General features: G+C 39.0%; 8 protein-coding genes. 5 read left to right on the top strand and 3 right to left on the bottom strand.

The window, feature by feature from the left end; all coding sequences use genetic code 11:
- Positions 1-179: 179 nt before the first annotated feature.
- The 3 genes from proB (at position 180) to ACYSNQ_RS10710 (ending at position 3,755) form a co-directional block, all read left to right on the top strand.
- Complete coding sequence (proB, locus tag ACYSNQ_RS10720; protein WP_426083210.1) at positions 180-995, top strand: glutamate 5-kinase; 816 nt, start codon at positions 180-182, stop codon at positions 993-995.
- Positions 988-2,235, top strand: coding sequence for a glutamate-5-semialdehyde dehydrogenase (locus ACYSNQ_RS10715; protein ID WP_426083208.1), 1,248 nt, complete (start codon positions 988-990; stop codon positions 2,233-2,235). The genes proB and ACYSNQ_RS10715 overlap by 8 nt, the downstream gene beginning before the upstream one ends.
- A 761-nt stretch (positions 2,236-2,996) precedes the next feature.
- Positions 2,997-3,755 (top strand): MurR/RpiR family transcriptional regulator, encoded by a 759-nt coding sequence (locus tag ACYSNQ_RS10710; protein ID WP_426083206.1) that lies wholly within the window; start codon positions 2,997-2,999, stop codon positions 3,753-3,755.
- A gap of 17 nt (positions 3,756-3,772) precedes the next feature.
- On the opposite strand, the gene ACYSNQ_RS10705 is transcribed toward ACYSNQ_RS10710, so the two are convergent.
- Entirely contained in the window at positions 3,773-5,092 is a 1,320-nt protein-coding gene (locus ACYSNQ_RS10705) for a 6-phospho-beta-glucosidase (RefSeq protein ID WP_426083204.1), read from the bottom strand.
- 284 nt (positions 5,093-5,376) lie between these two features.
- On the opposite strand from ACYSNQ_RS10705, the gene ACYSNQ_RS10700 reads away from it, so the two are divergent.
- Both ACYSNQ_RS10700 and ACYSNQ_RS10695 read left to right on the top strand, forming a co-directional pair.
- Positions 5,377-8,022, top strand: a complete 2,646-nt coding sequence (locus ACYSNQ_RS10700) for a YfhO family protein (protein WP_426083202.1) — start codon at positions 5,377-5,379, stop codon at positions 8,020-8,022.
- Between the two features lie 309 nt (positions 8,023-8,331).
- Complete coding sequence (locus ACYSNQ_RS10695) at positions 8,332-8,811, top strand: MGMT family protein (RefSeq protein ID WP_426083200.1); 480 nt, start codon at positions 8,332-8,334, stop codon at positions 8,809-8,811.
- Between the two features lie 259 nt (positions 8,812-9,070).
- On the opposite strand, the gene ACYSNQ_RS10690 is transcribed toward ACYSNQ_RS10695, so the two are convergent.
- Together ACYSNQ_RS10690 and ACYSNQ_RS10685 are read right to left on the bottom strand one after the other, a co-directional pair.
- The gene (locus ACYSNQ_RS10690) at positions 9,071-10,807 is read right to left on the bottom strand and encodes an ABC1 kinase family protein (protein WP_426083198.1); all 1,737 of its coding nucleotides are present in this window, start codon (positions 10,805-10,807) and stop codon (positions 9,071-9,073) included.
- A gap of 431 nt (positions 10,808-11,238) precedes the next feature.
- The gene (locus ACYSNQ_RS10685) at positions 11,239-13,470 is read right to left on the bottom strand and encodes a hypothetical protein (protein ID WP_426083196.1); all 2,232 of its coding nucleotides are present in this window, start codon (positions 13,468-13,470) and stop codon (positions 11,239-11,241) included.
- Between the last annotated feature and the right edge of the window lie 334 nt (positions 13,471-13,804).

Raw genomic sequence — 13,804 nt, 5'->3', positions numbered from 1 at the left:
AAAATAGAAGAACAATCAAGAGAGCTGGGAACTATGACTTCATAGTCCTGGCTTTCTTAGAATCTAAAAATGATAAACTGCCCCTGCCTATTTATTTTTACTTGCAACTTTACTAACCGTGGGTTTATGCGGTTAGTCCAGCAGCCAGCAGCTTTATCGGGAATTGTATGGGGGATAATATGCGTAGACAATTAAAAGAAGCCAAGCGAATTGTTATCAAAGTTGGAACCAGCACACTGATTTATCCGAACGGAAACATCAATCTGCGTGCAATTGATCATCTGGCATTCACCTTAACCGATCTTAAAAATCAGGGTAAAGAAATTATACTGGTTTCTTCAGGCGCGATTGGTGTCGGACTCAATAAACTGAACCTTGATCAACGACCCCCAACTATTCCTGAACAGCAGGCAGTAGCTGCGGTAGGTCAGGCGGAACTGATGAATATCTATAATCAGCGATTTTCCACTTACAGCCAACAAATTGCACAGCTTCTGTTAACAAGAGATGTAACAGAATATCCTGAAAGCCGCCGCAATGTAGTCAATACTATGGAACAACTACTGCGAATGGGATTAATTCCTGTTATTAATGAAAATGACACCGTAGCTATTGATGAACTAGACCATTTGACTAAGTTTGGCGATAACGATCAGCTTTCAGCAATCGTGACACAGCTAATTAATGCAGATGCATTAATCATGCTTTCCGACATTGACGGCTTTTTCTCAGACAACCCAAATACTAATAAAGCAGCTGTCCTGTATTCTGAAATCAATCAGATTGATGACGCTTTGCTGCAGCAGGCCGGCGGAAAAGGCAGCCGTTTCGGTACAGGCGGTATGTTCAGCAAGTTGAAAGCTGCCGAACGTGTACTTGAACAACAAAGCATGATGGTTTTAGCTAACGGAAAACAGCCGCAGATTATTTTTAACATTTTAGCAGGAGAAGATATCGGTACTTTATTTATTGAAAGGAGAAATGGGCATGACTGATTTAATTACACTGGGGCAGCAGGCAAAAACTGCTGCTTATCAACTAGGTTTACTGGATACTAAAAGAAAAAATGAGCTATTGCTTGCGATGGCAAAACAGCTTGAAAAAAGTATTCCTTTAATTTTAGAAGCAAACAAAAATGATTTGGCCGCTGCAGAGGAAAATGGTATCTCTGAAACAATGCAGGATCGTCTGCGTCTGACAGAAGAGCGGATTTTTGCAATGGCAGATGGAATTCGTCAAGTCGCTGGGCTGAATGACCCAATTGGCGAAGTAGAAAAAATGTGGAAAAATGAAGACGGCTTAATGATTGGAAAACAACGAGTACCATTAGGGGTGATTGGAATCATCTATGAATCCCGTCCAAATGTCACAACGGATGCCGCCAGTTTATGCTTTAAATCGGGAAACGCAGTTATTTTGAGAGGAGGAAAAGAAGCCTTTCAATCTAATCAGGTATTAGTTTCCATTCTCCAGCAAGCATTAAGTGATAGTGATTTTTCGCCTTACGCCATTCAATTTGTGGATGATACTTCTCGGGAAACGGCTAAAAAGCTAATGACCTTAAATGGATATCTAGATGTCCTAATTCCTCGAGGCGGCGCCAATCTAATCAAAACGGTGCTGGAAACTGCCACTGTTCCCGTTATAGAAACAGGAACAGGAAACTGTCATATTTATATAGATAAAGATGCTCAGCTAAAAATGGCAACAGATATTACTGTTAATGCTAAATGTCAGCGGCCATCTGTGTGTAATTCCGCAGAAACCCTGCTTATCCACAAAGATGTAGCCCAAGACTTTTTACCTGTTATTGAAGAAGCTTTAAGCGAGTATAATGTGGAGCTGCGGGCTGACGAGCGTGCCCAGGCTATATTAAAACAATCCATACCAGCAACTGAAGCAGACTGGGGAACAGAATTTCTTGATTTCATCCTGGCAGTCAAGGTCGTTAACTCTCTAGATGAAGCAATCGCCCACATTAACAAATATAATACCAAGCATTCTGAAAGTATCATCAGTGACAACTATTTTGCTACACAGCAATTTTTGCAGCAGGTGGACGCTGCAGCAGTCTATGCTAATGCATCTACACGTTTTACCGATGGTTTTGTTTTTGGCTTTGGTGCAGAAATCGGAATCAGCACTCAAAAGTTGCATGCCAGAGGACCTATGGGGCTAGATGAGTTGACCTCTACTAAATATATTGTTTATGGTGACGGCCAGTACCGAGCATAAAATTGAGGAATTACTACCTGAAATAAAACCGGCAGAACGCTTCGAGTAAAAGTTTCCCCCAGAGTTATCCCCGATTGTGGATAACTAGCTCTATATTCCGTTTTTTTGTGGATAACTATTTTTTTAATTATAATATCTTTAACTATTTATTCTTTCTTTTATAGTTATCCACATTAATAAGGAATTATCGGATTTTTCGTAATATCCGTTTAACAAGAATTTTTTCACTATTTTTTAATCAATAGAAGCTAATCCTCAGTTCAACAGAGCTTTCCTTTTAAAATAAGGAAAGTTATAAGAAATCAATTTATTTTTTACGGATAATCTAACGCTTTTAGCTTGCTTTTATTCACTAAAAAAGTGAATATATCCTTGTACTGACAGGATTTTAAAGGTTTTATCTGCTTATTTAAAAAAAGAAGAATTTACCCTGCTGCAAAGCGGGAATCGCTAGTAGATATTCGAACATTTTTTTTAGTAATCTAGTAAATATTCGGAAAAAAATTTTGCGGTGAAAAGATTTTTTATGCCCTTGAACCTAATAGTGATATTCAAGTTTTTTTCTATTCTTCACATGCTCGTAACTAGTTATGCACAAAGTTATCCACAGAGCTGATGTTCAGGTTCTTTTATTTACTTTAATTACTTCTTTTCTGCACTAAATTGCTGCTGTTAATTGATTAAAGCAATTGCTTCTCTTTAAACAGACTGAACTGTGCCATTGTTTCAATAAACTTATATCATAAAGCGAGGGAATTCATTTGCTGTTCTTAGACTATAACCCTGATCTCAGCCCTATTGATTTGGAAATCTATAAATACATTGCTGCGCATATGGATCAGGTGATTTATATGCGTATCAGAGAGCTGGCACAAGTTACACACAGCAGTACAGCCAGTATTTTACGGTTTTGCCGTAAATTTGAATGTGAAGGCTTTTCAGAATTTAAAGTGCGGTTGAGTCTTTATCTGGAGTCTCAAAGTCATCAAACAACCATTCATACAGTTGATGAAACGTCTTTTTCACACTTCATTCAGCGCTCTACAGAATCCTTTTATCAGGAACGCCTGCGTGCTGCTGCTGAGCTGCTGGCTGAAAAAGAACTGGTTCTTTTTGTCGGAGTTGGTTCCTCAAAGATTATCGCAGAATACGGCGCTTTGTATTTTTCATCTATCTTCAGCATGGCTTTTAATATTGATGATCCGGTGAATCATCCAGTTAGCTTTTTCAACAAAAATATTGCCAGGAATGTTTGTGTAATTGCTCTTTCCGTCAGCGGAAAAACAACAGCGATAATTGATTATTTGAACCATTTCATTGCCAATGAAAGTTCTATTATTTCAATTACTAATAGTGAAAAATCAGAAATAGCCAAGCTGTCTGATGTAAATATTCCCTATTATATTTCAACAGAAAGTATTGGTGACAGCGATATTACTTCACAGGTTCCTGCACTGTATACAATTGAATACCTAGCAAAAGAAGTTAGAAAACTAAAACACGAAAAGTCGGGAAAATGACTTTTCGTGTTTTTTGCTTATTTAAAGAATTTAGGCAAATATGATTTATGAGCTTCCAGAAGCTCATCCATGACTTGCTTCGCAATACCACCACTTGTAATCAGCGGATTCATTGTAAATGCCTGCAGTAAGGTGCCATAGTCTCCAGTTACAGCTGCTTCAATGGTTAGCTCTTCCATTGACTTCATTACTTGCAGTAGACCCCGCTCTTTTGGTTCAAAGCTGCCAAAGTTGTATGGAACAGGTCCTCTTCCAGTAATTGTACAAGTTACTTCCACTGCGCTCTCAGCTGGAAGATCTGTTATTGTACCATTGTTTCTTGTGCTAACGGTCATTGTTGTACGCTTATCATTGTGGATAGAGTTGATAATCTCACAGGCAGCATCACTGTATCGTGCTCCTCCTCTTTCCGCTAGTTGTTTCGGCTTGTAATCCAGCTTAGGATCCTTATACAGCTCGAATAATTCATGTTCAATTTGTTTTACTTTTTCCGCACGTGTACCATTATTTTTGAAATCTTCCAGTTCTTCTGCCAGCATTTTATCGGTATTATAATAGTAATTATGATATGGACACGGCACCATATGCAGATTTTCTACCTGTTCCCAAATTAGTTCATTATCTTTAATATTAGCAACAATTGATTTTGCGTTTCCTTGGCCATACATAATTTTAATTAAATCATCTGTTCGGTCTACACCGTTCTTATCAGTGATTGTGTGCCAGTGAAGGTGATTAATTCCCGCAAATTGGAAGAACAAGTCCCGAGGCTGTTCCTCAAGTAGTGCTGCCTCTTCAAATACTGCATTGACAGGAATATTACAAAGCCCTACTACCTTATCCCAATTTCCATAGCGAAGAACAGCCTCCGTTACCATACCAGCTGGGTTTGTAAAGTTAATCAGCCAAGCATTAGGACACAGCTCCTTCATATCTTCAACAATGTCAAGAATCACTGGAATCGTACGCAGTGCTTTAAAAATTCCACCAGCGCCATTTGTTTCCTGACCAATCATGCCATGGCTTAAGGGAATACGTTCATCCAAAATTCTAGCATCCAACAATCCCACACGCAGCTGCGTTGTGACGAAATCCGCATCCTTCAATGCTTCTCGGCGGTCCAACGTCAGGTGCACTTCACAGTCAACTCCTGCAGCTTTAACCATGCGTTTTGCCATTTCTCCAACAATTTCAAGCTTTTCTTTACCGGCTTCAATATCTACTAGCCAAAGCTCTCTAACTGGCAGTTCTTCAAATCTTTTGATAAAGCCTTCTACCAGCTCTGGCGTATAGCTGGAGCCGCCGCCGATTGTAACAATTTTAATTCCGTTTTTCATTGTCTATTCCTCCTGTATTGAACATTGATGTTGACCTAAGTATAGACCTTTCTCTGTAAAAGAAATATAGGCAGCAGCAGATTGGTTACATATTTGAAAGATGGTTATTTGTGTCTTGAATGTATCACTACGTAACATCAGCTCTTTATTATCGTTCTTCCCTGCAAACAAGCTTGCTGTTCAACCATGAATATTTTATGAAATTTTCTTTCTATTGGTGATATTTTCTATGAATATGCTAAACTAGATGATACGAATACTAACTTGTCTTGAGAGGTCTGTTTATGAAAAATAAAATTAAGCAATTCACTAAGGAAAACTGGCAATATATGGCCGCCAGTTTCTTCATTCCTTTTTTTATAATGTTTTTTGTCTATCTGAGTATTGGCATATATCCCGGCAGCAGCCGCAGTGTTTTAGCAAGTGATGCCTTCTCTCAGTTTTCCAATTTCCATGCCAGCTTTAATAATGTTCTGCATGGAAAACAAAGCATCTTCTATAGCTGGAACGCTTCGCTAGGCTTAAATTATATGTCGCTCTTGTCTTATTATTTAGGGGGCTTGTTTACACCCCTGGTCTTTTTCTTTGGCAACCAGAACATGCCGGATGCTTTGTACGTCCTGACTCTGCTTAAAATTGGCGCAGCCGGACTATCCTTCTGGTTCTTTGCTTCCCATACATTCAAAATCAGTCGATGGGCGCATGTTACTCTCAGCATTCCCTATGCTTTGATGTCTTATACTACTGCTCATTCGGAGCTGATTATGTGGCTGGATGCTTTTGTTTATCTCCCGCTCATTTTCTGGGGTATTCACCGCTTGATGGATCAAAGGAAACCAACACTGTTGTTTGTCAGTTATCTGCTGTTATTTATTGCAAATTTCTATATGGGTTTTATGATTGGTATTTTTTCATTCCTTTACTTTATCGCCCGACTGCTTACAAACTGGAAGAACTATAAAAAAACGATTCTTCCATATAGTATTACCTCACTGTTGGCTGGCGGCGCATCTATGATTATGATTCTTCCGACAGTTTTTGATTTACGGTTTAACGGGGAAAAACTGACAGAAATCACAAAATTTAAAACAGAAGCGACCGCCTTCTGGGATATTGTCATGAAAAATATGGTTGGCGTGTACGATACAACAAAATATGGATCGATTCCATTTATTTATGTCGGTCTGCTGCCGCTGATTTTTTGTGTGTTTTACTTTACTACACGACATATCCCGCTAAAAAATAAACTTCTCTTTGGCAGCTTATTCGCTATTCTAATTGCCAGTTTCTACATCGTACCGCTGAACTTGTTCTGGCATGGAATGCATGCGCCAAATATGTTTTTATTCCGCTATAGCTTTCTATTTTCATTTCTTGTCGTTCTACTTGCCGGCTATGGCTGGGAGCAGTTCAAAAAGGACGACTTAGGTATTTTCACAGGAACTATTATTTTGGTTATTGCGTTCTTCGCATTAGCTGAAGGGTCTAAGCCAACTGGAAGCTACGAGTTTGTTTCACTGACTTCCTTTATACTCACCTTGCTATTCCTTGGTTTGTATTTAGCGGGTATTGCTTTTTATCAGGTAAAAAAACTGCCTGGAAAATATCTTTCTGCTTTATTGCTGCTGGTTGTCTGTGCTGAAGCCTTTATCAATACCAATACAATGATTAATGGTATTCTGGATGATTGGAACTATGCTTCACGCAGTCTATACACAGAGCCTTATCCGGATATCAAAAAACTAGTAGATCAGACCAAGGCGGAAAACGATACTTTCTACCGATTAGAGAATTTAAATCCTGTATCCTCTAACGATAGTATCAATTATGGATACAGCGGCATCAGCTTATTTTCTTCAATCCGCAATAGAAATTCGTCTGCCTATCTGGACTCGCTGGGCTTTCGTTCAAGGGGAACGAATTTGAATATTCGTTATCCCAATAATACCTTAATTATGGATGCTCTCATGGGCATAAAATATAATCTTTCGGAAAGTGATCCATTAAAATTTGGTTTTTCTAATGAAGCTACATCCGGGAAATTTACGTTGTACGAGAATCAATATGCCTTGCCATTGGGCTTTTTGGCTAATGAATCCATTTATGACGTAGAGCAGCCTGAAAACGATAATCTCAGCAGCCAGACGGAGCTGCTAAACAGCTTGTCTCAGCAGGAACAAAATTACTTTACCTTCTATTCTCCAACAATTATCAATCAGCAAAATGTAAAGATTGAAGACAATGTGAATTCTGTTACCTATCGTGAACTGCAAAGCGATGTTGCAAAAGAAATTACATGGAGCGTGGCTGTTCCAGCACATACACAAGCTTATCTCAGTCTTTTCCCAACAGACTTTGGGCAATTAGAAAGCTCTAGTGCTACTATGACCGTGAACGGCAGCAGTCAGAAATCTCAAATCAACATTACTGGTCAATATTACAATATTGGTTATTATGAAGAGCCTACTACAGTGACTTTTTCTGTCAGCTTTTATGGTACAGAAGCTGTTAGTTTTATGGAACCCAAAGTTGTTGGTCTTGATACGACAGCTTTTGAACAGGCGGTAAAAGAAATTCAAACGAATGGAATAGAGATGAAAACTGGAGGGAGAACTGCTGAAGGAACATTTTCAGCTAAAGAAAATCAAACAATTTTCACAACTATTCCTTACGATAAAGGCTGGAAAGCTTATGTTGACGGCAAAGAGGTCCCTGTCAAAGTATTTAAAAATGCGTTTATCAGTGTTCCAGTTACTGCAGGTGAACATACAATCAAGCTCGTTTATCTGCCGGAAGGCTTCAAAATTGGCGCCCTGCTGTTTGTTCTCTGCACAGGTGGATTTGTCTTCTTTGTAAAATTTACTGATACCAAACAAAAAAAACAAACAAGAGCCAAAAAAAGAACCCGTAAAAAGCGGGCAGCTTTATAAAGAAAAGGGGCTGTGACAGAAGTGTTCAGCTTCAAGCAATAAGGCGGAAATTCCGAAAATTGTTCTACAAATTTTTGCGAATTTCCGCCTTATTGTCGAAGAAGTTACTTCTGAAACACCGTTTATCCGGGTTTAAGGGACTGAGGCATACTAATGTCACAGCCCCTTTTCTAAAATCCGAATAAACGATGGGACAAGTCGGCTCTTTTCAGCTTACCTCAAGAAACAAAAATTTTTCTATATTTTTTAACTGTCTCATTGGCAGGTCTATTTATCTATGCTATTGTAAGCCTGAAAGGAGGGATTCTAATGGCTAATGAAGATAAAAAAGATTTTAATGCCATGTTGAACGATCCCAAGGATATGCCGAAAACTAAGGTAATCACCGACCAGAAAACGATTGATAAATACGGCGGCTCATTGATGTATTTCGCCCCTCCCCTTGTCTACGATAAGCTTATGAAGCAGATCCCAAAAGGAAAGGTTATTACTGTTACGGCTCTTAGAGACTATCTAGCTAAAATCAACCATGCTGATTTTACTGAACCCATTACAGCAGGGGCTTTTACCTCTATTGCTGCTTGGGCCAGCAGCCAGCGGGAAACAGATTTAACTCCTTATTGGAGAACCTTAAAAGCTCATGGGGAAATTAATCCCAAGTTCCCAGGCGGAGTAGATTTCCAAAAAGAGCGTTTAGAGCAGGAAGGTCATCAAATCATTCAGCGCGGAAGAAAAAATATTCGTTACTATGTGAAAGATTTTGAAACTGTCTTATTTGATTTTGTTTAATATTCAAAAAAAATAATTGTTTTTTACTAACCACTACTCCAGCAAACTCATAGAAAAAAATTTGCAAAAACAAAAAATTTGTCTCACTTTATTGAAACGCTGTCTAGACTATTTTCTGTTATACTTACTGTAGTGGAAAGACGAGCGTAGTAAAACTTCTTTCTAACTATCTCCCCTTGAAGCCTACCCTAATAAGGTAGGCTTCTTCCTTTTTCAGAAAAATTAAAAAAATCCACTTGTTAAAGAATATAATTTTATGTTATTTTTTCCTATGCTTTCTCCAGATATCATAAATTAGATATATAACAGCTAAAAATGCGACACCATACCCTACAATCCCCAGCACCGAAACAAAACGGCTGGTTAATCCTTCTTGAAATTCAACCAGCATTGATGAACCGATAATTAATGCCGAAAGAATTAGTCCGATGACCAAGCGGTTAATCATTGATTCCAGCCGGTTTAACAGCTCATCCTGTTTCTTTAATTCAATATTGACCTTTGATTTTCCTTTAGCCAAGTCATCTAGAACATCTAATGCCCGACTAGGTATTTGAGGAGCCGCTTTTGCTGAATATAATGTATCTAGTGCAGCTCGTTTCAGCTCTGTGGACCAGTCAATTTTTTCTGTAAAATATTTTTTTGCAAAAGGCGCTGAGATTTCCACAAGAGAAATCTCAGGATCAAGCTCCCGAATCATCCCTTCAAAAGTTACTACAGCCTTAATCAACATAGTCACTTCCTTAGGAACCTGAAGATTATTATGATGACAAATATCAATAATTTGGAAGAACAACGCCTGTAAATTTAAGTCGCCGATACCTACTCCATAGTTTTGGTCCAGTAAGGGTGTCAGCTGTTCATAAAAAATATCTTCATCTAAAGGACCTATTTGCTTGCATACCTGCAAAATTGCCTGACCCGTTACCTTTGCATCATTTCTATATAAGCTAATCATAACACCTGTCAGTTTTTGAATCATCTCCTGACTCAACTGTCCCATCATACCAAAATCTAAATATACCAGCTGATAGGGCAATGTCCTACCTTCATCCTGATAAACAAAATCAACCGTTGTATGCTTAAATTTTTTCTGAAATTGCTGTCCTTTTCGTATTCCATTAGGGATAGAACTTTCCAAGTCCACTTTTTGCACAAAAATATTTCCCGGATGAGGGTCAGCATGGAAATAACCATCTTCAAATACTTGCTTGATGAAGTTCCGAACTAACGCATCCCCAAACTCTTTCCTCAGCTTTTTACTAGCCGGGTCTGTCTGCAGCTGATTGCTGAAAAAGCTGCGAATACTTTCTCCGTCTATATATTCCATCACCAGCACTCTTAAGGTGCAGTATTCCTGATAAATTTTAGGAGCACGAATCATTTCCCAGCCATTATTCAACTCATAGAAGTATTCGGCGTTTGCTGCTTCCTGAAGGGCATCCAGCTCTTTTTGAAGGGATTCTTTAATTTCCAGAAAGATATTCCTCAAATCGACAACCTTTGATTCAGGAATGTATTTTATTAATGGCAGAGCACGTTCAAGAAGAGAGAGGTCCAGCGTGATTTCTTCACGGATACCAGCATGCTGAACCTTTACAGCAACTTCCTCTCCACTCTTCAAAACAGCTTTGTGGGTTTGACCCATTGAAGCTGAGGCAAATGGGATTTCTTCAAAAGAAGAGAACAGGCTTTGAACAGATTGTCCTGCTTCAGATTCTATGATTTCTTTGATCAGCGGGTAATCATCGGTTTTCACGTCATCCTGTAGTTTTTTTAACTCATCAATAAAGGGCGGGGGCAGAATATCTGTTCGAACCGACAGCATCTGTCCCATTTTAATAAATGTTGGTCCCAGTTTTTCAAAAGCCTCTCGAACTTCCTCCGGGTGTGTTTGTCTCACCATATTTGTAATCACATTATGTTCCATAAATATTTTGGTGATTTGTCTAAATCGAGTGCTTTTTTTATATTTTTTACCTTCATCTGTCGCCATATTCATTCCCTCCTTCACACCTCAATAGTACCTGTAATCATTTATTTGAGCAACTCAGAGCAAGAGCTCTTCCCCCCCCTGATTAATAAAGGCAGCAATACCGCATTCATTAAACTACTTCTGTGCTATAGTTGCTTTTACGACTCTATAATTTTCTGTATTGGTGGAAATTCATCAGCATTGTTTAAGTAGTCAAAAAAATGTCTTATTTTTTCACAGCACTGAAAAGGAGAAGCAGTTTCAAAGGTAAGTTGGGACTTGTCAGCTATTTGCCAAGTCTCGGCCAGCTGTTCAGATGGATTAGGGAAGTTTCTCTTAGTCAAATAGAAAAACTTGAAACAAAACCAGAAATTTCCTGTTTTTGCTCCAAGTTCTTTGATGACATTCAATTCTTTGTTTTGCCAGCGCAATTTTATGACATAAAAACTAATTTACCTAACTGGACGGTTGGATAAAGTTAATTCAAAATATTCGTTTAACAGCTTGTAGCCTTCCATTCTCTGTTCAACTTCCTTTGGACAATAAATCCACTTACCCATGACCTTTCTCTTTGAAGCAATTTCTTCTACTTCTTCTAAAAATTTAGGTACAGCATCAATCAGCTTTTGACAACTAAGCTGACCATTTAAAAGAATATCCTGCTGTGGTCCGTTTTCCGTATGGATAGTTGACCATAGATAGGGTAAAACCTCAATTTGACGGATATTTGCATAAAAATCTTCCTTAGCAACCATACCACGGCTGCCAATACCACTTTTTATTTTGCTAAAACTCGTAAATATGTCATTTTCCAGCTTCTTTAGTCTTCTTAATGAAGTAGTAGCTACTTGGCTGCGTTCCGGTACTGGCCTGCTGACAGGTTCCGTTCTTTTCGGATGATCAGAAACCCGATCCAACATCTCTTCAATTGCCAGAGTCACTGTCGGTGTCTCCTCGACGACTGGAGTCTGCGGCACATTTTGCGGCTGCGGCTGATTTGCTCCTCGATAATTCGGGATGGGCCTGGAAGCCTGTAAAAATGTTTCCTTTGTTGGAAATCTTCTTGTATCTCCTAGCTCGCCTGCTCCAGCCTGCGCGTTGACTGGCTGACTCACCGGTCTTTGCGGCTGTGGTGCTGGTGGCTGTACATTCATTGGCTGTGTCGGCGGCTGATTTGAATAAACAGGCGGTGCTGCAGCTGGTTGTTGTGTCTGCTGCATCGGTTGTGTCTGAGACCGAGGAGCCGCTGCAGGTACAGTGCCGCCTAAACGTATTTTTTGTTCCAGTTCAGCAATTTTTTGATGTGCTTGAATCAGTTGAACATCTACTTTCCCAACGGTCTGGCTTAGTTTCTTTATTTCCACAGCATTGGCCATTAACTGATCCTGATCTTTTTGGTGTTGATCTGACAATTTTTTAACTGTCTCACTCTTTTTGAGCTTCACAACAGGAATTTCTTTGCGCTTCACGCTGGTCAAGTCACTCTCTACAGTCTCCAGTTTTTCAGAAAGCTGATCGATCACTTGGTTCAGCTTCATAGTTTCAGAAGCTGTCTGTTGAAGTTTGCCGTGATCCATTACCTTTTGTTCAATTTCTTCCGGTGTTTGCTCCACCTTTGAAACTTTTGTTTCTACTGTGCTTAATTTAGAATTAATTTCCTGAAGCTGCTGGGAAATTGAAATAACTTCTTCACTGGTCAAAGCCATCTTTTCTTCAAGAGTTGTTGTATTTTCAGCAACCTTAGCCGTACCGCTTTGATTCCGATACAATTCCTTGGTTTTTCTAGCTTCTCTTTCGATTTTCATTCCCAGCTTTTCAATTTCACGCTGAGAAAACTCTGATTTGCTAGATAAAGCCGCAAGCTGTTCCAGCGTTTTATCTAAACGCTGCTCCAGCGAAGGTTTTTTTCCACCTTTTCCATCAAAATAAATCTTGAACTTCGGTGGTGTTCTTTTAGCAGGAGCAGGCTGCTCTGCCTTTTCCAGCCGAACAGCAGTCTCTTGTTTAAACGTCTCAAAATCCGCCATTATTTTGTCAACCTTGGCTGCAAGCTCATCTATACGCTGGCCATTAAGAGTTTCTTCTTCAAGTACTTTTTTCGCAGCTGATTCACTCTTAACTACTTTCATTACAGGCGGTGTTTTTTTAGTTTTCACTGCCTGTATCTCAGCATATACATCTGACAGACTTTCATTGAACTGATTCATCATTTCAGTCAGCAGTAAAACCTCACTATTCGTCTCCTGCCATTCACGAACCATCTGATCGTCTGATGCGGTAGTACTCGAACCACTAAAATTGGATACATGCTCTAGCGCAGGTGATGGAATGTCTACACTGCCCATCCAATCCTTCAGTTCAACAATCTGAATTTTACTCAAGGGCTGCGGCAATGCCAACAGCAGCGTCACGTAAACTGATTTCTGCGTTGTTCGTACATACATGTTCTTAGCAACAATGTCTTGAAAATCTTCATTGAATCGTTCCGGCAAATCGGCAAGTAGACGTTCCATCTGAGCAAGATCCTGATAATCCGTTTCTTCTTCAAATTTCCGCACTAAATAAACCGAGTACTGACAAAGGATATCATCTGAATAGATTTCTTCTCCTAGACGCTCCGGTTCAATTTCTTTTCTCAAAAAGATTTTCTTACTTCCTTGTGTGTGTTTGTTTAAATTTTCCATAGCTGGCTAATGACCCCTTTAGATCTATCCATTTATCCCATCACTTTTTCGTGAACAATGCCTCAGCATAGCGGATCTGATTTTCTATAGTATAATCCACTCTCTATTTTACACTAAAAAAGACAAAAATTCTTTCCTAAAATAAAGAGACTTTTAAAAACATTTGAGAAAATATAAATTTTGTTACATAAACGAACTATTCAATAGAATATATATAGCAACCAACCTAGTGACTATTTACTCTATTATTTCTTATGTATAAATATATCTCTATTTTATAGTATTTACTGCTTCAACTCAACTACCCTTTGCAGCGCTCCGTTCTATAAAAAAA

Source organism: Enterococcus sp. LJL51, assembly GCF_054871795.1.
The sequence above is the reverse complement of the archived record's forward strand: the minus strand, read 5'-3'. Positions and strand labels throughout refer to the sequence as shown.

Coding starts and splice junctions, on each gene's coding strand:
- ACYSNQ_RS10690 (WP_426083198.1), bottom strand. CDS start 10,807: ATGGCGACAGATGAAGGTAAAAAATATAAAAAAAGCACTCGATTTAGA.
- proB (WP_426083210.1), top strand. CDS start 180: ATGCGTAGACAATTAAAAGAAGCCAAGCGAATTGTTATCAAAGTTGGA.
- ACYSNQ_RS10695 (WP_426083200.1), top strand. CDS start 8,332: ATGGCTAATGAAGATAAAAAAGATTTTAATGCCATGTTGAACGATCCC.
- ACYSNQ_RS10685 (WP_426083196.1), bottom strand. CDS start 13,470: ATGGAAAATTTAAACAAACACACACAAGGAAGTAAGAAAATCTTTTTG.
- ACYSNQ_RS10700 (WP_426083202.1), top strand. CDS start 5,377: ATGAAAAATAAAATTAAGCAATTCACTAAGGAAAACTGGCAATATATG.
- ACYSNQ_RS10705 (WP_426083204.1), bottom strand. CDS start 5,092: ATGAAAAACGGAATTAAAATTGTTACAATCGGCGGCGGCTCCAGCTAT.
- ACYSNQ_RS10715 (WP_426083208.1), top strand. CDS start 988: ATGACTGATTTAATTACACTGGGGCAGCAGGCAAAAACTGCTGCTTAT.